The organism is Dactylosporangium thailandense (assembly GCF_059739745.1).
The window spans coordinates 11,588,496-11,609,257 of sequence record NZ_AP029195.1 but is presented as its reverse complement, the minus strand read 5'-3'; the positions used below and the strand labels follow the sequence as shown (position 1 = coordinate 11,609,257).

At 71.7% G+C, this 20,762-nt stretch carries 18 protein-coding genes; 11 read left to right on the top strand and 7 right to left on the bottom strand.

What is annotated here, in order from left to right:
- Window positions 1-82: 82 nt before the first annotated feature.
- From lpdA to AC6JBM_RS52205, 3 genes are all read left to right on the top strand, one after another.
- Window positions 83-1,468 (top strand): dihydrolipoyl dehydrogenase, encoded by a 1,386-nt coding sequence (gene lpdA, locus AC6JBM_RS52215; protein ID WP_497980942.1) that lies wholly within the window; start codon window positions 83-85, stop codon window positions 1,466-1,468.
- 46 nt (window positions 1,469-1,514) lie between these two features.
- Window positions 1,515-3,320, top strand: coding sequence for a 2-oxoglutarate dehydrogenase, E2 component, dihydrolipoamide succinyltransferase (gene sucB / locus AC6JBM_RS52210; RefSeq protein ID WP_497980941.1), 1,806 nt, complete (start codon window positions 1,515-1,517; stop codon window positions 3,318-3,320).
- An 81-nt stretch (window positions 3,321-3,401) separates the two neighbouring features.
- Window positions 3,402-4,295 carry a TIGR01777 family oxidoreductase gene (locus AC6JBM_RS52205; RefSeq protein WP_497980940.1) on the top strand — a complete coding sequence of 298 codons (894 nt, stop codon included), beginning with the start codon at window positions 3,402-3,404 and terminating at the stop codon, window positions 4,293-4,295.
- Here AC6JBM_RS52205 and AC6JBM_RS52200 read toward each other — a convergent pair.
- Entirely contained in the window at window positions 4,268-5,497 is a 1,230-nt protein-coding gene (locus AC6JBM_RS52200) for an extracellular catalytic domain type 1 short-chain-length polyhydroxyalkanoate depolymerase (protein ID WP_497980939.1), read from the bottom strand. The two genes, AC6JBM_RS52205 and AC6JBM_RS52200, sit on opposite strands and share 28 nt — an antisense overlap.
- A 130-nt stretch (window positions 5,498-5,627) precedes the next feature.
- Here AC6JBM_RS52200 and lipB point away from each other — a divergent pair, with 130 nt between their 5' ends.
- A complete protein-coding gene (gene lipB, locus AC6JBM_RS52195) occupies window positions 5,628-6,242 on the top strand; it encodes a lipoyl(octanoyl) transferase LipB (protein ID WP_497986729.1) in 615 nt (204 codons plus the stop codon).
- Here lipB and AC6JBM_RS52190 read toward each other — a convergent pair.
- Complete coding sequence (locus AC6JBM_RS52190) at window positions 6,226-6,798, bottom strand: DUF6928 family protein (RefSeq protein ID WP_497980938.1); 573 nt, start codon at window positions 6,796-6,798, stop codon at window positions 6,226-6,228. The genes lipB and AC6JBM_RS52190 overlap by 17 nt on opposite strands.
- Window positions 6,799-6,826: 28 nt before the next feature.
- Here AC6JBM_RS52190 and lipA point away from each other — a divergent pair, with 28 nt between their 5' ends.
- On the top strand, window positions 6,827-7,837 hold the full coding sequence (lipA, locus tag AC6JBM_RS52185; RefSeq protein ID WP_497986728.1) for a lipoyl synthase: 1,011 nt from the start codon (window positions 6,827-6,829) through the stop codon (window positions 7,835-7,837).
- A gap of 24 nt (window positions 7,838-7,861) precedes the next feature.
- Window positions 7,862-8,560, top strand: a complete 699-nt coding sequence (locus AC6JBM_RS52180; RefSeq protein ID WP_350615049.1) for a DUF4191 domain-containing protein — start codon at window positions 7,862-7,864, stop codon at window positions 8,558-8,560.
- Between the two features lie 10 nt (window positions 8,561-8,570).
- Here AC6JBM_RS52180 and AC6JBM_RS52175 read toward each other — a convergent pair whose 3' ends face one another.
- Window positions 8,571-8,930 (bottom strand): RDD family protein, encoded by a 360-nt coding sequence (locus AC6JBM_RS52175; RefSeq protein WP_497980937.1) that lies wholly within the window; start codon window positions 8,928-8,930, stop codon window positions 8,571-8,573.
- A gap of 178 nt (window positions 8,931-9,108) precedes the next feature.
- On the opposite strand from AC6JBM_RS52175, the gene glnA (AC6JBM_RS52170) reads away from it, so the two are divergent.
- A complete protein-coding gene (glnA, locus tag AC6JBM_RS52170; RefSeq protein WP_350615052.1) occupies window positions 9,109-10,533 on the top strand; it encodes a type I glutamate--ammonia ligase in 1,425 nt (474 codons plus the stop codon).
- A 57-nt stretch (window positions 10,534-10,590) separates the two neighbouring features.
- Here glnA (AC6JBM_RS52170) and AC6JBM_RS52165 read toward each other — a convergent pair whose 3' ends face one another.
- Window positions 10,591-13,518 (bottom strand): bifunctional [glutamine synthetase] adenylyltransferase/[glutamine synthetase]-adenylyl-L-tyrosine phosphorylase, encoded by a 2,928-nt coding sequence (locus AC6JBM_RS52165; RefSeq protein WP_497980936.1) that lies wholly within the window; start codon window positions 13,516-13,518, stop codon window positions 10,591-10,593.
- The gene (locus tag AC6JBM_RS52160) at window positions 13,518-14,321 is read right to left on the bottom strand and encodes a type 1 glutamine amidotransferase (RefSeq protein WP_497980935.1); all 804 of its coding nucleotides are present in this window, start codon (window positions 14,319-14,321) and stop codon (window positions 13,518-13,520) included. The genes AC6JBM_RS52165 and AC6JBM_RS52160 overlap by 1 nt, the downstream gene beginning before the upstream one ends.
- Before the next feature lie 44 nt (window positions 14,322-14,365).
- Here AC6JBM_RS52160 and AC6JBM_RS52155 point away from each other — a divergent pair, with 44 nt between their 5' ends.
- Both AC6JBM_RS52155 and AC6JBM_RS52150 read left to right on the top strand, forming a co-directional pair.
- Window positions 14,366-14,965: a sulfite oxidase-like oxidoreductase gene (locus AC6JBM_RS52155; RefSeq protein ID WP_497980934.1), complete on the top strand. Its 600-nt coding sequence runs from the start codon at window positions 14,366-14,368 to the stop codon at window positions 14,963-14,965.
- A 33-nt stretch (window positions 14,966-14,998) separates the two neighbouring features.
- Complete coding sequence (locus AC6JBM_RS52150; RefSeq protein ID WP_497980933.1) at window positions 14,999-15,733, top strand: ferredoxin reductase; 735 nt, start codon at window positions 14,999-15,001, stop codon at window positions 15,731-15,733.
- Between the two features lie 61 nt (window positions 15,734-15,794).
- Here the strand turns inward: AC6JBM_RS52150 and glnA (AC6JBM_RS52145) are convergent, their stop codons facing one another.
- On the bottom strand, window positions 15,795-17,147 hold the full coding sequence (glnA, locus tag AC6JBM_RS52145) for a type I glutamate--ammonia ligase (protein ID WP_497980932.1): 1,353 nt from the start codon (window positions 17,145-17,147) through the stop codon (window positions 15,795-15,797).
- Between the two features lie 119 nt (window positions 17,148-17,266).
- Here glnA (AC6JBM_RS52145) and AC6JBM_RS52140 point away from each other — a divergent pair, with 119 nt between their 5' ends.
- Both AC6JBM_RS52140 and panB read left to right on the top strand, forming a co-directional pair.
- Window positions 17,267-17,734, top strand: coding sequence for an adenine nucleotide alpha hydrolase family protein (locus tag AC6JBM_RS52140; RefSeq protein WP_497980931.1), 468 nt, complete (start codon window positions 17,267-17,269; stop codon window positions 17,732-17,734).
- A gap of 108 nt (window positions 17,735-17,842) precedes the next feature.
- On the top strand, window positions 17,843-18,676 hold the full coding sequence (gene panB / locus AC6JBM_RS52135) for a 3-methyl-2-oxobutanoate hydroxymethyltransferase (RefSeq protein WP_433609474.1): 834 nt from the start codon (window positions 17,843-17,845) through the stop codon (window positions 18,674-18,676).
- Between the two features lie 471 nt (window positions 18,677-19,147).
- Here the strand turns inward: panB and AC6JBM_RS52130 are convergent, their stop codons facing one another.
- The gene (locus AC6JBM_RS52130) at window positions 19,148-20,731 is read right to left on the bottom strand and encodes a methyl-accepting chemotaxis protein (RefSeq protein WP_497980930.1); all 1,584 of its coding nucleotides are present in this window, start codon (window positions 20,729-20,731) and stop codon (window positions 19,148-19,150) included.
- Window positions 20,732-20,762 lie beyond the last annotated feature (31 nt).

The window sequence follows — 20,762 nt, the reverse complement described above, 5'->3', positions numbered from 1 at the left end:
GCCAAGGATCGTCATGCGAAGGGCGAACCCCCGATTCGCACCGTCACGAGCCGATGGGCCCGTGCATCACCTGGGAGAATTCGTGAGCGACCCACACGCCAACTCCTTCGACGTTCTCGTCCTGGGCGGCGGCAGCGGCGGTTACGCGACCGCGTTCCGCGCGACCCAGCTCGGCCTGTCCGTCGCGCTGGTGGAGAAGGACAAGCTCGGCGGCACGTGCCTGCACCGCGGCTGCATCCCGACCAAGGCGCTGCTGCACGCGGGCGAGGTCGCCGACGCCGCCCGCGAGGCGGACCAGTTCGGCATCCAGGCCGTGTTCAACGGCGTCGACATGAAGGCCGTGAACGCCTACAAGGACGGCGTGGTCACCAAGCTGTACAAGGGGCTGCAGGGCCTGGCCAAGGCGCGCAAGGTGACGCTCATCGAGGGCGAGGGGCGCCTGGTCGCGCCGGACGCCGTCGAGGTCGCCGGCACGCGGTACACGGCGAAGAACATCGTGCTGGCCACCGGCTCCTACTCCAAGACCCTGCCCGGCCTGGTCGTGGACGGCGAGCGGGTCATCACCAGCGAGCACGCGCTCGGGCTGGACCACGTGCCCGCCTCCGCGATCATTCTCGGCGGCGGCGTCATCGGCTGCGAGTTCGCCAGCGCCTGGAAGTCCTTCGGCGTCGACGTCACGATCGTCGAGGCGCTCCCCCGGCTGCTCGCGGTCGAGGACGAGGCGAGCTCGAAGGCGCTCGAGCGGGCGTTTCGCAAGCGGGGCATCAAGTTCAAGGTGGGCAAGCCCTTCGAGGGCGTCGAGCGCACCGACGGCGGCGTGAAGGTGTCGATCCAGGGCGGCGACACGATCGAGGCCGAGCTGCTGCTCGTGGCCGTCGGTCGCGGGCCGGCCACCGCCAACCTCGGCTACGAGGAGCACGGCGTGAAGACGGAGCGCGGGTTCGTCATCACCGACGAGCGGCTGCGCACCTCCGTGCCGGGCATCTACGCCGTCGGCGACATCGTGCCGGGCGTCCAGCTCGCGCACCGCGGCTTCCAGCAGGGCATCTTCGTGGCCGAGGAGATCGCGGGCCAGCAGCCGCAGGTCTTCGACGAGTCGGGCATCCCCCGGGTGACGTATTCCGAGCCCGAGGTCGCCTCCGTCGGGCTCAACGAGAGCAAGGCCCGCGAGCTGCACGGCGACGACAAGATCGAGACGGTCCAGTACGACCTGACCGGCAACGGCAAGAGCCAGATCCTGCGGACCGCGGGCTTCGTGAAGCTGATCCGGGTCAAGGACGGCCCCGTCGTCGGGGTCCACATGGTGGGCGCGCGGGTGAGCGAACTCATCGGCGAGGCTCAACTGATCTACAACTGGGAGGCGTTCCCCGGGGACGTCGCCCCGCTGGTGCACATGCACCCCACGCAGAACGAGGCTCTCGGCGAGGCGCACCTGGCGCTGGCCGGTAAGCCGCTGCACGTCCACTGATCAGGCATCCGACCGCCACCAAGCACAGTACGAGGAGTCGTTTCACATGCCGGTATCGGTCACCATGCCCCGGCTGGGCGAGAGCGTCACCGAGGGCACCGTCACTCGCTGGTTGAAGCAGGAGGGCGACCACGTCGAGGCCGACGAGCCGCTGCTCGAGGTCTCGACGGACAAGGTCGACACGGAGATCCCCTCCCCGGCGGCCGGGGTGCTGACCCGGATCGTCGTGCAGGAGGACGAGACCGCCGAGGTCGGCGCCGAGCTCGCCGTCATCGGCGGCGACGCCGCGGAGGCCTCCGGGGGCGCCGAGCCCGCGCAGGAGCCGGCGGAGGAGCAGGAAGAGCCCGCCGCGCAGGAGGAGCCCGCCGCGGAGGAGCCCGCGCAGGAGCCGCAGGAGGAGCCGGCCCCGGCCGCAGCGTCCTCGTCCGGCGGTGGCGAGGGCACGTCGGTGAAGATGCCCGCGCTCGGCGAGAGCGTCACCGAGGGCACCGTCACCCGCTGGCTCAAGCAGGTCGGCGACAGCGTCGAGGCCGACGAGCCGCTGCTCGAGGTCTCCACCGACAAGGTCGACACCGAGATCCCGTCGCCGGTCGCCGGCACGCTGCTGGAGATCAAGGTTCCCGAGGACGAGACGGTCGAGGTCGGCGCGGAGCTGGCCGTGATCGGCGCCGCCGGGGCCGCGCCCGCGAAGGCCGAGCCCGCCCCGCAGCCCAAGGCGGAGGCCAAGCCCGAGCCGAAGCCGGAGCCCAAGGCCGAGCCGAAGCCCGAGCCCAAGGCGCAGCCGAAGGCCGCCGCGCCCGAGCCGCAGCCGGCCGCGAGCGCACCGGTGCAGGCCGGGCCAGCCACCAACGTCACCGCGACCGGCGCCGCGCCGGCGAGCGGCAACGGCAAGGTCTCGGCCGAGGAGGCCGGCTACGTCACGCCCCTGGTCCGCAAGCTCGCCGCCGAGCACGGGGTGAACCTCGCCCAGCTCTCCGGCACCGGCGTCGGCGGGCGCATCCGCAAGCAGGACGTGCTCGACGCGGCCGCCAAGGCGAAGGAGGCCGCCGCCCAGCCGGCGCCCGCCGCCCCGGCCGCCGCGAGCACCGGCGGCTCGACCGCCGCGGCGCCGAAGGCGGCCCCGAGCCCGCTGCGCGGCCAGACGCAGAAGCTCAGCCGGATGCGGGCGCTCATCGCCCGGCGGATGGTCGAGTCGCTGCAGGTCTCGGCCCAGCTCACCACCGTCGTCGAGGTCGACGTGACGAAGGTGGCGAAGCTGCGCGACAAGGCCAAGGCGCAGTTCCAGGCCACGCACGGCGTGAAGCTGTCGTTCCTGCCGTTCTTCGCCCTGGCGGCGGTCGAGGCGCTGCGGGTGCACCCCGGCGTGAACTCCTCGATCGACCTCGAGGCGGGCACGGTCACCTACCACGACGCCGAGCACCTCGGCATGGCGGTCGACAGCGAGAAGGGCCTGATCGTCCCGGTCATCAAGAACGCGGGCGACCTCAACCTGGCCGGGCTGGCCAAGCGCATCGCCGACGTGGCCGAGCGGACCCGCGGCAACAAGCTCAGCCCGGACGACATCGCGGGCGGCACGTTCACGCTGACCAACACCGGCAGCCGGGGCGCGCTGTTCGACACGCCGATCATCAACCAGCCGCAGGTGGCGATCCTGGGCACCGGCGCCGTGGTCAAGCGGGCCGTCGTGGTGAGCGACCCGGAGCTCGGCGAGATCATCGCGCCGCGCTCGATGGTCTACCTGGCCCTGTCCTACGACCACCGGATCGTTGACGGCGCCGACGCCGCGCGCTTCCTGGGCACGATCAAGGAGCGCCTGGAGGCCGGGCACTTCGAGGCCGACCTGGGCCTCTAGCACCTGACGATCAAGGGGCGTCCCGGCGGGCCGGGGCGCCCCTTGATGTTCTCCCGGGACGGATCCGGGCAAGATGACCTCATGCAGATCCTGATCGCGGGGGCGTCCGGCTTTCTCGGCCAGCGGCTCATCCCGCACCTGCGCGAAGCCGGGCACCAGGTCACGCCGCTCGTGCGGCGCCCGCCCCGCCCCGGCGAGGTGCGCTGGGACCCGACCGCCGGGGTGCTGGACGGCACGGTCGTGGCGGCCGCGGACGCGGTGATCAACCTCGCCGGCGCGGGCGTCGGGGACAAGCGCTGGACGGCACAGTACAAGAAGACGATCGTGGACAGCCGCGTGGACACCACGCGCACCCTCGCGCGGGCGATCGCCGCGGCCCCGAAGCGGCCGAAGGTGCTGCTCAACTCCTCCGCCGTCGGGTTCTACGGGGACACCGGCGACCGGGTCGTCGACGAGTCCTCCCCGGCGGGCGAGGGCTTCCTGGCCGACGTGTGCAAGGTGTGGGAGGCGGCGACCCGACCGGCCGAGGACGCCGGGACGCGGGTGGCGCTGCTGCGCACCGGGTTTCCGCTGGACCCGGCGGGCGGCCTGCTCAAGCCGCTCTACCTGCAGTTCAAGCTCTTCGCGGGCGGGCGGATGGGCGATGGGCGGCAGTACCTGCCCTGGATCTCCGTCCCCGACTGGCTCGCCGCGGTCGTGTTCGTGCTCGAGCGCGAGCTGTCCGGGCCGGTGAACCTCACCGGGCCCGAGCCGGTCACCAACGCCGAGTTCTCCGAGACCCTCGCGCGGGTCATGCACCGGCCCAACCTGCTGCCGGTGCCGGGCTTCGCGTTGAAGGTGGCCGTCGGCGAGTTCGGCGGCGAGGCCCTGGCCAGCCAGCGGGTGCTCCCCGCGGTGCTGATGCGCGAGGGCTTCCCCTTCGCGCACCGCACCGTCGAGGAGGCCCTTCAGCAGGCCGTGTCGTCGATCACGTAATAGTTGGCGGCGGTCTGACGCAGGCCGTGGGTTGTGAACACGTTGTAGAGGCCCATCGCCTGGTTCGACCCGTTTGCGTAGGTGTAGCCGCCGGTTTGGTGCGCCCGCCCGGCGGTCACGTGCGCGTAGTTCGAGGCGCGCACGCACGGGCCGGAGCCCTGCGTCGGGGTCGGGCTCGGCGTCGGCGAGGACGTCGGCGAGGACGTCGGCGAGGCGGTCGTCGGGCCGGTGGTCGGGCCGCCGGTCGACAGGCCCCAGTCGAGCGCCTGGTAGTACGACGAGCAGATGGTGTCCTTGTAGTACGTGCCCGCGGTGCCGCACTGCTCCGTCGCCGAGCCGGGGTCGACCGGCGTCGCGTGGGTCATGCCCGACACGAGGTACACCTTGACCTTGTCCCCGTAGTTCGACAGGGACGTGCCGCCGGGCAGCGAGGCCGTCGACGTCGGGGTCTGGCCGACGCCGAGCACGTTCGTCCACTGGTCGCGCAGCTCCGTCGCGTTGGCCGGGGCCACAGTGGTGTCGGCGGTGCCGTGCCAGATCGCGACCCGGGGCCGGGCGCCGGAGTAGCCGGAGTACGCGCCCCGCACCAGGTCGCCCCAGGCCGCCGGGGTCTTGTCGACGCCGGGGTTCATGCAGCTGTACGCGGCCGTCATCGACGTGGCGCAGCGGTACGGCAGGCCGGCCATGATCGCGCCGCCGGCGAACACGTCCGGGTAGGTGGCCAGCATCACGGCCGTCATCGCGCCGCCGGCCGAGAGCCCGGTGACGTACACCTTCGCCGGGTTCGTGCCGTAGTTCGCCACCGCGTAGTCGACCATCTGCTTGATCGACAGTGGCTCGCCCGAGCCGCGGGCGGTGTCGCCGGTCTCGAACCAGTTGAAGCAGCTCGTGCTGTTGTTGGCGGACTTCTGCTCCGGCAGGACCAGGGCGAACTTCCACAGGTCGGCGTACTTGCGCCAGCCGGAGTTGGTGAAGTAGTCGGTCGCGTTCTGGGTGCAGCCGTGCATCGCGACGACGAGGGGCGCTCCCGAGGGGAGGCCGTCGGGGCGGTACGAGTACATCGTGAGGTTGCCGGGATTCGACCCGAAGCTGCCGACCGTCGTGAGCGTGGCGGCGTAGGCGGGCGTCGAGACGGTGGTGAGTGCGATCGCGGCGACCAGCGCGGCGGCCGCGGGCAGGATCCAGCGCAATGGCCTGGGCATGGCGGTGCCCTTTCTGCTGTGGGGAGCACCACGCTATGTGTGACCTTTGACGCACCACTATGTCCGCTTCCCACACAAAGCCCGGCGGTGGAGTGCGGCGTACGCTGGGCCCGTGACCAGCGTGGTGGGTATGCGAATCGTCCGGGCCGGGCTCGTGGACTACGAGACGGCACTCGCCGAGCAGCGGCGGGTCCACGCGGAGGTCGCCGACGGCGCGGCGCCCGACACGGTGCTGCTGCTGGAGCACCCGAGTGTCTACACGGCCGGCAAGCGCACCGAGCCCGCCGACCGGCCCTTCGACGGCACGCCGGTGATCGACGTCGACCGCGGCGGGAAGATCACCTGGCACGGGCCGGGGCAGCTGGTGGGTTACCCGATCGTGAAGCTGCCCGATCCCGTCGACGTGGTGGCGTACGTGCGGCGCATGGAGCAGCTGCTCATGGACGTCTGCGCGGAGCTCGGCGTCGCCACGGTCCGGGTCGAGGGCCGCAGCGGCGTCTGGGTGCCGGCCGACGAGCGGGGCCCCGATCGCAAGGTCGCGGCGATCGGCATCCGGGTCGCCCGCGGGGTCACGCTGCACGGGTTCGCGCTCAACGCGGACTGCGACCTCTCGCGGTACGACATCTTCGTGCCCTGTGGCATTCGCGACGCGGGCGTGACGTCGCTGTCGGCCGAGCTGGGCCGGGACGTGACCGTCGACGAGCTGCTGCCGATCGTCGAGCGGCACCTCACGACGCTGTACTGATCCGGTAGGCGACGACCGGGATCAGCTCGGGGTCGACGTCGTCGAGGCGTTCGTGGTCGTCGCAGGCGAAGCCGAACAGGCCCTGCATCGACGCGCAGCTCAGCTCGCGGGGGTCGGTGTCCGGCCGCTCGAAGCCGAGCCGCTCCCCCTCGTCCTCGACGACGGCGGGGTCGGCGCAGACGCTCAGCGCGCGCACGCGGGATCCGTCGCGCCAGACGCCGTAGCTGCACCAGCCGGCGTCGCTGTGGGCGGCGTGCAGGTAGACGTTGCGGCGCTCGCTCGCGGCCAGCACCACGGGGTCGAGCTCGGACGGGCGGCGCGGGGTCAGGCCCCAGCTGCACACCAGGTCGAGGCCGCTGAAGCAGCCGACGCAGACCACGTCGGCCGGCGGGTCGAGGGCGTCGACGAGCAGCTCGTCGCCGATCTCCTCGACCGTGGCCCCGGGGAAGAGGCGTTCGACGAGCGCACGGGTGGCCGGTTTGTCCAGCACGGGGTAGGACCGCAGGACATCGATAGGGTTTCCGTCGGCGAAGGCCACGAGCGTGTCGTTGAGCACCACTGTTCGCCTATTGCCGGACCGGGTGATTCGGAAACCTGGAAGACGTGACGTCAATCGCGTTCCCGGTTCTTGGGCAGTCGCCGGGCGTAGTCTTCGAGCTGTGACCGCCGTTGTTCCCGAAGGCCGTCGTCTGCTGCGCATCGAAGCGCGTAACGCGGAGACGCCGATTGAGCGCAAACCGTCGTGGATCAAGGTCTCGGCCAAGATGGGTCCCGAGTACACGCATCTGCGGGGGCTCGTCCAGCGCGAGGGCCTGCACACGGTCTGCCAGGAAGCCGGCTGCCCCAACATCTACGAGTGCTGGGAAGACCGCGAGGCGACCTTCCTCATCGGCGGCGACCAATGCACCAGGCGCTGCGACTTCTGTCAGATCGACACCGGCAAGCCGGCCGAGTTCGACGCGGACGAGCCGCGCCGGGTCGCCGAGTCGACGGCGACGATGGGGCTGAAGTACGCGACCGTCACCGGTGTGGCCCGCGACGACCTGCCCGACGGCGGCGCCTGGCTCTACGCCGAGACCGTCCGGCAGATCCACGCCCTGGTCGAGGGGTGCGGCGTCGAGCTGCTCATCCCCGACTTCAACGGCGAGCCGGAGCTGCTCAAGGAGGTCTTCGAGGCCCGGCCCGAGGTGCTCGCGCACAACGTCGAGACCGTGCCGCGGATCTTCAAGCGCATCCGGCCCGCGTTCCGCTACGAGCGGTCGCTGGGCGTGCTGACCAAGGCGCGCGAGGCCGGCCTGGTCACCAAGTCGAACCTGATCCTCGGCATGGGCGAGGAGCGGGCCGAGGTGACGCAGGCGCTCAAGGACCTCTACGAGGCCGGGTGCGAGCTGGTGACGATCACGCAGTACCTGCGGCCGACCCCGCGCCACCACCCCGTCGAGCGGTGGGTCAAGCCCGAGGAGTTCGTCGAGCTGCGCGAGGAGGCCGAGCAGATCGGCTTCGCGGGGGTCCTCTCCGGGCCGCTGGTGCGCTCCTCGTACCGCGCCGGACGCCTCTACCGGCAGGCGCTGGAGAACCGGGCTCTCAACTCCTGAGCGTGTCCCTCTAGACTCGGAGGCATGGCAAAGGCCCAGGAGCCGGAGAAGGTCTCCTTCTTCACTCGGCTCAAGCAGATCGGCATGGTCTTCTCGTTCACCGCGAAGCGCGACAAGGCGTTCGTGCCCCTCGTGGTGACGGTCGTCCTCGTGCCGCTGATCGCGGTCGGCGTCGCCATCGCGCTGGGCGTGTCCTGGATCTGGGCCCCGCTCGGCGTGCTGCTGGCGCTGCTCGGCACCGTCATCGTGCTCAACCTGCGCTCGCAGAAGGCGATGATGAAGGAGGCCGAGGGGCAGCCGGGCGCGGCGGCCTCGATCATCGAGAACATGCGCGGCGACTGGCGGGTCAGCCCGGCCATCGCCTCCACGACCCAGTTCGACATGGTGCACCTGGTCATCGGGCGCCCCGGCGTGATCCTGATCGGCGAGGGCAACCCGGGCCGGGTCAAGGGCCTCATCAGCCAGGAGCGCCGCCGGCTGGTCAAGGTCATCGGCAACGCGGAGCTGCGCGACTACATGGTCGGCAACGAGGAGGGCCAGATCCCCCTCCCGAAGCTGCGCAACATGCTGATCCGGCTGCCGCGCACGATCACGGCCAAGGACGTGAACTCCCTCGACAAGCGGCTCAAGGCGCTCTCGGCCCGGCCGCAGATGCCGCGGGGTGCCCTGCCCAAGAACATGAAGCCCCCGAAGGGGCAGTTCAAGGCGATGCGCGGGCGCTGAGCCCGCTCAGCTAGACGGCCTGCACGACCGAGCCAGCGGCCCGGTCGTGCAGGCCTCGCTGGTTCTGGTCCATGATCAGCGCCGTGACCAGCGGAAGCATCACGATCGCCCGCAGGAGCGCCCGCGGTACACCGAGCGGCCCCCCTGTGTTCATGGACACACAGCGGATGCGAAAGAGCCGCATGCCAAGTGTCTGGCCGAAGAATCCGAGAAACAGCGCGTAGACGATCACGAAGACGCCCGGCGCGAGCCAGGGCTCATCGACCGGCTTCGCGAACGCACCCGCGATGAGCAGGCACGATATCCAGTCGATCAACAGCGCGCCGAAACGGCGGGCCAGGGTTGCCGGGGCGGGCCGCACATTCTCCACGACGGGTCAGCCTATCGAACGACGCTCGCCGCTGATCGGCCGAGCCACGGGCGGCGAAACACAGCGGAAACAGTCGAGACATGCCGGGGCAATCGCACAGTTCTACGGTCGCGACCAACCAGACACCTTCACACTGAAGTGATCACCAGACTGGTCTTGCCTGCGACCTGGAGGACGAGTGTTCGCCAATTCTGAAGAGCTGTTGCGGTACCTGAAGGATGAGGGCGTCCGCTTCGTCGACGTTCGCTTCTGCGACCTGCCGGGCGTGATGCAGCACTTCAACGTTCCGGTCGAGTCCTTCGACGAGAAGGTGTTCGACGAGGGCCTGGCCTTCGACGGTTCGTCCATCCGTGGGTTCCAGGCGATCCACGAGTCGGACATGCTGCTGCTGCCGGACGCGACCTCGGCGTTCATCGACCCGTTCCGCGTCGAGAAGACCCTCGCGCTCAACTTCTTCATCCACGACCCGTTCACGCGGGAGGCCTACTCGCGCGACCCGCGCAACGTGGCGAAGAAGGCGGAGGCGTACCTCAAGTCGAGCGGGATCGCCGACACGGCGTACTTCGGCCCCGAGGCGGAGTTCTACATCTTCGACTCGATCCGGCACGAGACCTCGGCGAACCAGGCGTACTACTACATCGACTCGATCGAGGGCTGGTGGAACTCCGGCAAGGACGAGCCGGGCGGCAACCGGGGCTACAAGACCGCCTACAAGGGCGGCTACTTCCCCGTCCCGCCGGTCGACCACTACGCCGACCTGCGTGACCAGATCGTCCAGCGGCTGCTGGCCGCCGGCTTCGTCGTCGAGCGCTCGCACCACGAGGTGGGCACCGCCGGCCAGGCCGAGATCAACTACAAGTTCGGCACGCTGCTGCAGGCGGGCGACCAGCTCCAGCTGTTCAAGTACATCGTGAAGAACACGGCGTGGGCCGCGGGCAAGACCGCGACCTTCATGCCGAAGCCGCTCTTCGGCGACAACGGCTCGGGCATGCACACGCACCAGTCGCTGTGGCTGGGCGGCGAGCCGCTGTTCTACGACGAGGCCGGCTACGGCGGCCTGTCGGACACCGCGCGCTGGTACATCGGCGGCCTGCTGCACCACGCGCCGTCGCTGCTGGCGTTCACGAACCCGACGGTCAACTCGTACCGCCGCCTGGTGCCGGGCTACGAGGCGCCGGTCAACCTGGTGTACTCGCAGCGCAACCGCTCGGCCTGCACGCGTATCCCGGTGACGGGCACGAACGCGAAGGCCAAGCGCGTCGAGTTCCGCGTGCCGGACCCGTCGGCGAACGTGTACCTCGCGTTCGCGGCGATGCTGATGGCCGGCCTCGACGGCATCAAGAACAAGATCGAGCCGCCGGCGCCGATCGACAAGGACCTGTACGACCTTCCGCCGGAGGAGGTCGCGAACGTCAAGCAGGTGCCCGGCTCCCTGGACGAGGTGCTCACCACGCTCGAGGGCGACCACGGCTTCCTGCTCGAGGGCGGCGTGTTCACGCAGGACCTGGTGGACACCTGGATCTCCTACAAGCGGGCCAACGAGGTCGACCCGGTGCGCCTGCGCCCGACCCCGCACGAGTTCGCCATGTACTACGACGTGTGATCCCGGCTTCGGCCAGGAAGCGGCCCGTCCCCGGCTGGGGGCGGGCCGCTTCCGTGTTCAGGCGCCGTCGAAGATGCGCTCCACCGCGGCCCGCGCGCGGCGGGCCACGCGCAGGTACTCGTCCAGGAACTCCTGCGGCTCCGCCCCCGGGTCCAGGGCCGAGGCGGCCGCGGCCAGGTCGGGGCCCTGGCGCGGGAGCTGGTCCGTCGCGCGGCCGCGGACCAGGGTCAGCAGGTTGCGCACGCGGGAGGCCTGGCGCCAGGCGGCCTCGAGCTCGGCGGCGTCGGTCTTGGGCAGCAGGCCGGCCTCGGTGGCGGCGGTCAGCGCCTCCAGCGTTCGCGGGGTGCGCAGGGCCGGGACGGCGTGGCCGTGCTGCAGCTGCAGCAGCTGGACGGTCCACTCGACGTCCGCGAGGCCGCCGCGGCCGAGTTTCGTGTGGGTCGCGGGGTCGGCGCCGCGCGGGAGGCGCTCGCTGTCCACGCGGGCCTTCAGGCGGCGGATCTCGTGGATCTGCTCGCGGGTCAGGCCGCCGTCGGGGTAGCGCTTGGTGTCGGCCAGCTCCAGGAACCGGGCGCCCAGCGACGCCGAGCCGGCCACCAGTCGCGCGCGCAGGAGGGCCTGGGCCTCCCAGACCTTCGACCAGCGGGTGTAGTACTGCTGGAACGCCCCGAGACTGCGCACCAGGGGGCCCTGGCGGCCCTCCGGGCGCAGGTCGGCGTCCACGCCCAGCGGCGGGTCGTGGGCCGGGCGGGCGAGCAGGCGGCGCAGCTCCTCGGCGATCGTGAGGGCGGCCTTGGCCGCGGCGTCGTCGGCCCGGCCGGGCGGGGCCTCGTAGACGAACAGGACGTCGGCGTCGGACGGGTAGCTCGTCTCGGCGCCGCCCAGCCGGCCCATGCCGATGATCGCGAACGGCAGGTCCGGGGCGGACGCGGCCGTGACGCCCAGGGTCGCGCGCAGGGTCGCGTCGATCACGGCGGACAGGGCGTCGCCGACGGCGGTCACGTCGAGCAGGCCGAGCAGGTCGGCGCAGGCGATGCGGAACAGCTCGCGGCGGCGCAGGGCACGCACGGCGTTGATGGCCGCCTCCGGGTCGCCGTGGCGGGCCGCGGCGGCCGCGAAGCCCTCGGTGAGCACCTCGGCGCTGCGCGGCACCAGCTCGGCGTCGTCGGCCAGGAGGCGCAGCGCCTCCGGGTCGTGGACGAGCAGGTCGGTCACGTACCGCGACAGCGCCAGCAGCCGCGCCAGCCGCAGCGCGACCGGGCCCTCGTCGCGCAGCAGGCGCAGATACCAGGGCGTGTTGCCGATCTTCTCCGAGATCTGGCGGTAGGCCAGCAGGCCTCGGTCGGGCTCGGGGGCGTCCGCGAACTCGTTCAGCAGCGCCGGGAGCAGCTGGCGCTGGATGGCCGCGGTGCGGGACACGCCGCCCGTGAGGGCCTCGATGTGCCGCAGGGCGCCGGCCGGGTCGGCGAAGCCGAGCAGGTCGAGCCGGGCCCGGGCGGCGTCGGGGGTGAGCCGCAGCTGCTCGGAGGGGACCCGGGCGACCGCCTCCAGCAGCGGGCGGTAGAAGAGCTTGGCGTGCAGGCGGCGCACCTCGCCGGCATGGCGGACCCACTCGGTGCGGAAGGACTCCACGGCGTCGCGGGCCGCGTTGGGGCGGTAGCCGAGCGCGTGGGCGAGCCAGCGCAGGCCGTCCGCGTCGTCCGGGACCGTGTGCGTGCGGCGCAGGCGCTGCAGCTGGAGGCGGTGCTCGACGACCCGCAGGAAGCGGTACGCCCGCAGCAGCGCCTCGCCGTCGGCCAGCCCGACGTAGCCGCCCTCGATGAGCGCCCGCAGGCCGGCCAGGGTCGTCGGGGTGCGCAGGGACTCGTCGGCCCGGCCGTGCACGAGCTGCAGCAGCTGGACCGCGAACTCGATGTCGCGCAGCCCGCCCGGGCCGCGCTTGATCTCCCGGTCGACCTCGGCCCGCGGGATCGCCTCGATGATCCGCCGGCGCATCGCGCGCACCTCGTCGACGGCCTCCGGGCGTTCGGCGGCGGACCAGATGAGCGGCTGGAGCTCGGCCAGCCACCGCTCGCCGAGCGCGTGGTCCCCGGCGGCCGGGCGGGCCTTGAGCAGCGCCTGGAACTCCCAGGTCTTGGCCCACTTCTTGTAGTACGCCAGGTGCGAGGCGACGGTCCGCACGAGCGCGCCGCGGCTGCCCTCGGGGCGCAGGGCGGCGTCGACCGGCCAGGCCACGAAGCCGCAGATCTCCATCATCCGGGCGGCCAGCGCGCTGCCCGCGCGCATCGCCGTCTCGGTGTCGGTGTCGCCGACGGGCTCGGCCACGAAGACCACGTCGACGTCGCTGACGTAGTTGAGCTCGCGGCCGCCGCACTTGCCCATCGCGATGACGGCGAGCCGGACCTCGTCCGCGCCGGGCTCCTTGGCCCGGCGCTCGGCGAGCGCGATGGCCAGGGCCGCCTCCAGGGTCGCGTCGGCGAGCTCGGTCAGGCGCCGCATCGTGACCTCGACGTCGGCGGCCGCGGTGAGGTCGGCGGCCACGATGCGCAGCAGCTCGCGACGGTACCCACCGCGCAGCAACGGCACCGTGGACACGTCCCGGGTCTCGTAGCCGGCCGCGCGCTTGTTCTGCTCCCCGACGAGCTCGCGCCACTCGTCGGGGTTGGCCACGAGCAGGTCGCCGAGGGTCGCGGAGACGCCGAGCACGCCGATGAGCCGCCGCCGCAGCGCCCTGTCGGCCAGGACGGCGTCGCGCACCTCCTCCCCCGCGGCCTCGACGAGCCGCTGCAGCTGGAAGAGGGCGAGGTCGGGGTCGGCGGCGAAGTACAGCTGCTCGAGCACCGCCGCGGTGTCGTCGTCGGCGGCGCGGCGCGCGACCGGGTCCCACAGCCGCAGCCCGTCGGGGCCGGCCATCACCTCGGTGCGCTCGTTGTCGGTGAACCCGAACCGGGCCAGGTGGGCGGGGCTGACCTTGATCGGGTCCATCAGCGCGGCCCCAGCAGCGGCAGGGAGCGCAGCCCGCCCTCGCCGGCGTGGGGCGTGCGGCCCAGCGCCACGGCCGCGAACCGCTCGGCGAACGGCTTCCAGACCTCCTCGACGTCGGGCAGGGCCGCCTCGACCTGCTCGAGCATCTCGACCGGGTCGATGCCCAGCTCGATGAGGGTGTTCACGCCCTCCATGGCCCAGGTGGCGAACATCGGCAGGTCGCACTCGATGTGGAACTGCAGGCCCCAGGCCGCGGTGCCGAGCCGGTACGCCTGGATCGGGTAGTGCGTCGAGGCGGCCAGCAGGGTCGCGTGCATCGGCAGCTCGACGATCTCGTCCCGGTGCCAATGGAACACGTCCGGGGCGAACGGGACCGCGGCGAAGATCGGGTCGTTGTCGGCGACGTCGCGGCGCGCGACCAGCTTGACGCCGATCTCGGGCCCGGCCGAGCTGCGCTCCACGGTGCCGCCGTGGGCGTGGGCGAGCAGCTGGGCGCCGAGGCAGACGGCCAGGGTCGGGACTTTGTGCCGGACCGCCTTGCGCAGCAGCCCGTCGAGCCGGTCGAACCAGGGGGCGTCGCGCTCGCCCTCGGCGTCGGGGAACGCGTCCTGCTCGCCGCCGAGCACGACGAGCGCGGCGAAGCCGTCGAGGGTCTCGGGCAGCTCGTCGCCGGCGTGCGGCCGGACGACCTGGAGCTGCAGGCCGCCGGCGATCAGCCAGTCGGCGAGACGGCCGGGGCCGTCGGAGGGGTCGTTCTCGACCACGAGGGCAAGGGTTCCCCGGGGGGCGCCGTCGATCGTCACGTACTGACAATATCCACCGCCACGAGAGGGGGGAGGATGGGCGCATGAGCATCATCACGCCGGGCTTCCACGGGCTGCGCCGCGGGGGCGGGCCGGCCCTGCCGCCCGGGCAGTACCTGGCCCACGACTTCCCGGTCCTGTCCGCCGGGCCGACGCCGAAGATCCGCACGGAGCGGTGGGAGTTCGTGATCACCACCGAGACGGGCGAGGAGCGCAGCTGGGACTGGGCCGAGTTCACCGCGCTGCCGCACGAGGACGTCACGGTCGACATCCACTGCGTCACGAAGTGGTCGAAGCTGGGCACCGGCTGGCGGGGCGTGGCGGTCGACACCCTGCTCGCGGACGTCGAGACCGCGGCCGACTTCGTCATGGCACACTCCTACGACGGGTACACCACCAACCTGCCGCTCGAGGATCTGGTCGACGGGCAGGCGTGGGTGGCGTACCGGTACGAGGGCCGGGCGCTCAGCCCCGAGCACGGCGGGCCGGCGCGGCTGCTGGTGCCGCACCTGTACCTCTGGAAGTCCGCGAAGTGGGTGCACGGGCTGCGGATGATGCTGGCGGACGAGCCGGGCTTCTGGGAGGGGGCCGGGTATCACAACTACGGAGATCCATGGCGCGAGCAGCGATACCAGGGAGACTGAGCGGTCCGGAGCGAAGCGGAGGGGCCGCTCAGCATGAAGCACAGCTCTGAGGTCGGTCGGCCGGAGCGAAGCGGAGGGCGACTGACCTGGCGTCGGGCGGAGCTGGCGGCGATTCGGCAGGAGACGCCGACGGCCCGGACGCTGGTCTTCGACGTTGACGGAGACTGGCCGGGGCATCTGCCCGGGCAGCATGTCGATGTGCGGCTCACCGCCGCCGATGGCTACCAGGCGCAGCGCAGCTACTCGATCGCGTCGGCGGCGGGGCTGGAGATCACGGTGCAGCGCCTCGACGGTGGTGAGGTTTCGCCGTACCTGACCGACATTTACGACATTTCGTGGCCGGTGGAGGTTCGGGGGCCTGTCGGCGGGTGGTTCGTCTGGCGGCAGTCGGACCCGGCACCCGTGCAGCTCATCGCGGGCGGGTCGGGGATCGTGCCGCTGATGGCGATGATCCGGGCGCGGGCCGCCTCGGGCTCCAGGACGCCGTTCAAGCTGCTCTATTCGGTCAGAACGCCCGAAGATGCGATTTATGCCGACGAACTGCGGCGGCGGGGGCGGGACGACGGGGGGCTGGACGTGCAGTACATCCACACGCGCGTGCGCGGCAAACGGATCGGCCTCGTGGACGTCAACACCCACGCGTGGCCGAAGGACTTCGCGCCGAACGTCTTCGTGTGCGGCCCGACCGGGTTCGTGGAGACGGTCGCCGACATCCTCGTCGCGCTCGGCCACGAACCCTCGCGGGTCCGGACCGAGCGCTTCGGATGAGCGTCAGCTGGAAGGTGCGGACCATGCCGGGGCGGGCGCCGGCACCCGGGCCACCGCGCCATCACATCATGCCGAGGTACCGCTCCCGCTCGAACGGCGTGACGACCCGGCGGTACTCCTCCCACTCCGTCCGCTTGTTCTTGAGGAAGAAGTCGAAGACGTGCTCGCCGAGCACCTCGGCGACGAGCTCGGAGCCGGCCATGACGTCGATCGCCTCGGAGAGGTTCTCCGGCAGCGCCTCGTAGCCGGCCGCGCGGCGCTCGCCGTCGGTGAGGGCCCAAACGTCGTCCTCGGCGCCGGGCGGCAGCTCGTAGCCCTGCTCGATGCCGCGCAGGCCGGCGCCGAGCATCACCGCGTACGCGAGATACGGGTTGCAGGCCGCGTCGAGCGAGCGGACCTCGACGCGGGCCGAGTTCGGCTTGCCGTAGGCCGGGACGCGCACGAGCGCCGAGCGGTTCTTGTGGCCCCAGCAGACGTAGGCGGGCGACTCGGTGATCCGGTTCGGCAGCGTCTGCGGGAACAGCCGCTTGTAGGAGTTCACCCACTGGTTCGTGATGGCCGTGTACTCCCGGGCGTGCACGAGCAGCCCGGCGATGAACGCCTGCCCGACCTTCGACAGCTTCATCGGGTCGCTGGCGTCGTGGAACGCGTTGCGCTCGCCCTCGAACAGCGACAGGTGGGTGTGCATGCCGCTGCCCGGCTGCTCGGTGAACGGCTTGGGCATGAAGGTCGCGTGCACGCCGTGCGACAGCGCGACCTCCTTGATCACGTGCCGGAACGTCATGATGTTGTCGGCCGTGGTGAGCGCGTCGGCGTAGCGCAGGTCGATCTCCTGCTGCCCGGGCGCGACCTCGTGGTGGCTGAACTCGACCGAGATGCCGATCCGCTCCAGCGCGAGCACGGCCTGGCGGCGGAAGTCGCGGGCGACGGAGTGGGTGGTGTGGTCGAAGTAGCCGCCGGTGTCGACCGGCCGCGGCACCGAGCCGCTCTCGCCGAGGTTCTCCAGCAGGAAGAACTCGATCTCGGGGTGGGTGTAGAAGGTGAAGCCCTTCTCGGCCGCCTTCGACAGGGCCCGGCGCAGCACGTGGCGCGGGTCGGCCCACGAGGGCGAGCCGTCGGGGAGCGTGATGTCGCAGAACATGCGCGCGCTCTCGCCGGACATGCCGCCCTCGAACGGGAACACCTGGAAGGTCGTCGGGTCGGGCATGGCGACCATGTCCGACTCGTAGACCCGGGCGAAGCCCTCGATCGCGGACCCGTCGAAGCCGATGCCCTCCTCGAAGGCGGACTCGAGCTCCGCCGGGGCGACCGAGACGCTCTTCAGCGTGCCCAGCACGTCGGTGAACCACAGCCGGACGAACCGGATGTCCCGCTCTTCGAGCGTGCGGAGCACGAACTCCTGCTGACGGTCCACGTGATGCCCCCACGAGCTGTCTACGGCCAATTCGGGCAAGTCTCGCCCGACGGTATTACACACAAGTTACCGGACCACGGTATGTGACCAGGCAGGGGCGTGAACGGGCCGGAGTGGGTATGAGACCGGGCATGATCTGCGACCTGTGGCCCTCGCTCGTGGACCGGTTCCGTGACCGTGCGCGGTCGCGCCCGGTCGCCCTGGAGCTCTCCGGCGACCTCGGCTCGTCCGTCGCGGCGGTCGTCGCCTGCGACGCGCTCGGCCCGTCCCGGGTCACGGGGCTCGCGCTGTGCGACACCGTCCCGCCGCAGGTGCGTGAGCTGGTGCTGCGCACCGGCCTGGACTTCCGGCTCGAGCCGGTGCAGCCGATCCTCGACGCGTTCCTGGCCGCGCTCACGCTGGACGCGCCGGTCGTGGCGAACCTGCAGGCCAGGGTGCGACGGGTGGTGCTCCTGGCGCTCGCCGAGCAGGAGGGCCGGGTCGTCCTCGATCCCCTTCAGGACGTGCCGGCCGACGTACTGCCCGAGCTCGCCCGGTGGCGCAACGCACGGGACGACGAAGCGCTCATTCCGGTTTCGGCGATGTGAAAAACCGCATCGTGCCGGTAACAATCGCCGCCGCCGGTGCGACCATCGGGGTGTTGAGCCCGGGGACCCCGGATTGGGGCCTCGAGGAGTGAAACGAGGAGGACGCTGATGTCCGAGATCCCGTCCTTGTACGGCGGCGCCGTCAATCGCCGGGTCCGCACCCGTGACCTGATCGCCGCCAAGGAGCGCGGCGAGCGATGGCCGATGCTCACGTCGTACGACCAGTACACCGCCGGCATCTTCGACGAGGCCGGCATCCCGGTCCTGCTCGTCGGGGACTCGGCGGCCAACAATGTCTACGGGTACGAGTCCACGGTCTCCGTATCCGAGGACGAGCTGCTGCCGCTCGTGCGCGCGGTGGTCCGCTCGACCCGGCGCGCGCTCGTCGTCGGGGACCTGCCGTTCGGCTCCTACGAGGAGGGCCCGGCGCAGGCGCTGCGCACGGGGGTCCGCTTCATGAAGGAGGGCGGCTGCCACGCGGTGAAGCTCGAGGGCGGCCGGCGGGTCGCGCCGCAGATCGCCGCACTGGTGAGCGCGGGCATCCCGGTCATGGCGCACATCGGGTTCACGCCGCAGAGCGAGCACGCGCTCGGCGGGTTCCGGGTGCAGGGCCGCGGGGACGCCGCCGAGGACGTGGTCGAGGACGCGCACGCGGTCGCCGAGGCGGGCGCGTTCGCCGTGGTCCTCGAGATGGTGCCGGGCGAGGTCGCCAAGCGCATCACGCACGAGCTGCACATTCCGACGGTCGGCATCGGGGCCGGCGCGGACACGGACGCGCAGGTGCTCGTGTGGCAGGACATGGCGGGGCTGCGCACGGGGCGGACGCCGCGGTTCGTGAAGCGCTACGCCGACCTCGCGGGGGCGTTGTCGGACGCGACCCGGGCCTTCGCCGACGAGGTGCGCACGGGCGTGTTCCCCGCGCAGGAGCACACCTTCGACTGACGGCTCTCGCCGCGGCGGCGGCCGGGCCTGTGATGCCGGGCTCGGGCGCCGCTGGGGCGTCGGCTGGGAGCCTCTCGCCTTCCGACTGACGGCTCTCCCGGTGGCGTCCGCGCCCCGTGGTGCCCCGGGCTCGGGCGCCGCCGCGGCGTCGGCTGGGAGTCGCACGCTTTTCGACTGGCGGCGCTCCCGCCGCTGGGGCGTCGGCTGGGAGTCGCTCGCTGAGCCCGATATGTCGGGCGCTTCGCACCGCGACATATCGGATTTATACCCCGGCGCCGTGTACGTCCGATATTTGCGATTGGGGCGGGCGTCGGTCGGGGTTCGTCGGACTGACAGCCGGTTGGGGTGACCAGCCGCGGACCTGGCAGCGACGGCGCGCCAGCGCCGAGCGGTGTCTGGCGGGAGCGACGGTCCGCACCACCGCGGACCCGAGTCATGACCTTGACGGAACGTCGCGGGTTCGGTCCTCGGTCAGAACTTGAAGTACGAGACGAGCTGGCGCAGGTCCTGGGACATCCGGGCCAGCTCGCCGGCCGCGCCCTTCGCCGCGCCGACGCCCTGGGTCGTGGCGGCGGTCGCGTCGGCCACGCCGGCGATGTTCGCCGCGATCTTCTCCGCGCCGGTTGCCGCCTCGGCGACCGAGCGGCTCATCTCCGCGGTCGTAACCGACTGCTCCTCGACCGCCGAGGCGATCGTCGCCTGGTACTGGTTGATCTCCTCCACGACCTCGCCCATGCGCCGGATCGCCTCGGCCGCGGCGCCGGTGTCGGACTGGATCGCGGTCACGCGCAGGCGGATGTCCTCGGTCGCCTTCGCCGTCTCCTGCGCGAGGTCCTTGACCTCGTTGGCGACGACGGCGAAGCCCTTGCCGGCCTCCCCCGCGCGGGCGGCCTCGATGGTCGCGTTCAGCGCGAGCAGGTTCGTCTGCTCGGCGATGGAGGTGATGAGCTTGAGCACGTTGCCGATCTCCGTCGAGGACACCGCGAGCCGCTCGACCTTCTCGTTGGCCGCGCCCGCCTCGCGCACCGCGCCCGAGGCCACGCCGGCCGCGTCGGCGGCGTTGCGCGCGATCTCGTGGATCGACGCGCCCATCTCCTCGGCGCCGGTCGCGACCGTGCTGACGTGCCGGGAGACCTCGTGCGAGGACATCGAGGCGTCCGACATCTGCTGGTTCGTCGAGCCGGCGGCCCCGGCGATCTCCTCGCTGACCCGGGACAGCTGGCGGGAGGCGTCGGCGAGGCTGTCCGAGCTGGTACTGACGGCCGAGATCGAGCCGCGGATGCTCCCCATCGCCGCGTCCAGGCTCGCGGCCATCTGGCCGATCTCGTCCCGCCCGGTCATGCCGGCCCGCTGGGTGAGGTCGCCGCGGGCGAGGGCCTCGAGCACCCCGCGGACCTTGCGCACGGGCCGGATGATGGCGCGCGCCACCGGGATCGCGATCGCCAGGAACACCAGCACGCCGATGAGCAGCGCGGCGGCCGTCGCCCAGTTCGCCCGGCTCTGGGTGTCGGTCATCTTGCCGCGCTCCTGGGCGATGCTCGCGTCGAGCTTGTCCTCGAGCGCGCCGATCTTGTCGTCGACCGCGTGGTTGCGCTCGGCGATGTCGCCCTCGCGCGACCGCACGGACGCCTGATCGGCCTGGGCGCCCCTGATGAAGGTGCCGATGAAGTCGTTGAACGCCAGCGCGTCGGTCTTGATGGCGGCCAAAGCCGCGTCGACGTCGGCGGGCAGCTCCAGCGCGTCGAGCTTGTCGAGGGTATCGGTGACGGAGCTCTGGTCGTCGGGCAGGTCGCCGAGGATCGCCGCGATGTCGGCCTCGGCGATGGCGCGGTACGCGTCGACCTTCAGCTCCGACTCGCGCGTGTCGAGGTGGTGCAGCAGGCTGCTGGCGATGTCGAGGGTGTGGACGGTGTCGGCCTGCTGGCTCAGCTCGCGCTGGGCCAGCAGGCCGACCGTGCCCGCGGCCGCCGAGACCAGCACCCCGGCCGCGCACAGGATGCCGATCTTCCGGGCGATGCCCAGGTTGGCGAAGACGGCCATGAAGACCCCAATCACACGGTTTCGTTACCGGTGATATCGGCCATCG

Bases quoted from the DNA above. Each gene is read 5' to 3' on its own strand.
- sucB (WP_497980941.1), top strand. From the start codon at position 1,515: ATGCCGGTATCGGTCACCATGCCCCGGCTGGGCGAGAGCGTCACCGAG.
- AC6JBM_RS52205 (WP_497980940.1), top strand. From the start codon at position 3,402: ATGCAGATCCTGATCGCGGGGGCGTCCGGCTTTCTCGGCCAGCGGCTC.
- AC6JBM_RS52200 (WP_497980939.1), bottom strand. From the start codon at position 5,497: ATGCCCAGGCCATTGCGCTGGATCCTGCCCGCGGCCGCCGCGCTGGTC.
- lipB (WP_497986729.1), top strand. From the start codon at position 5,628: ATGCGAATCGTCCGGGCCGGGCTCGTGGACTACGAGACGGCACTCGCC.
- AC6JBM_RS52180 (WP_350615049.1), top strand. From the start codon at position 7,862: ATGGCAAAGGCCCAGGAGCCGGAGAAGGTCTCCTTCTTCACTCGGCTC.
- AC6JBM_RS52165 (WP_497980936.1), bottom strand. From the start codon at position 13,518: ATGGACCCGATCAAGGTCAGCCCCGCCCACCTGGCCCGGTTCGGGTTC.
- AC6JBM_RS52155 (WP_497980934.1), top strand. From the start codon at position 14,366: ATGAGCATCATCACGCCGGGCTTCCACGGGCTGCGCCGCGGGGGCGGG.
- AC6JBM_RS52150 (WP_497980933.1), top strand. From the start codon at position 14,999: ATGAAGCACAGCTCTGAGGTCGGTCGGCCGGAGCGAAGCGGAGGGCGA.
- AC6JBM_RS52140 (WP_497980931.1), top strand. From the start codon at position 17,267: ATGAGACCGGGCATGATCTGCGACCTGTGGCCCTCGCTCGTGGACCGG.
- panB (WP_433609474.1), top strand. From the start codon at position 17,843: ATGTCCGAGATCCCGTCCTTGTACGGCGGCGCCGTCAATCGCCGGGTC.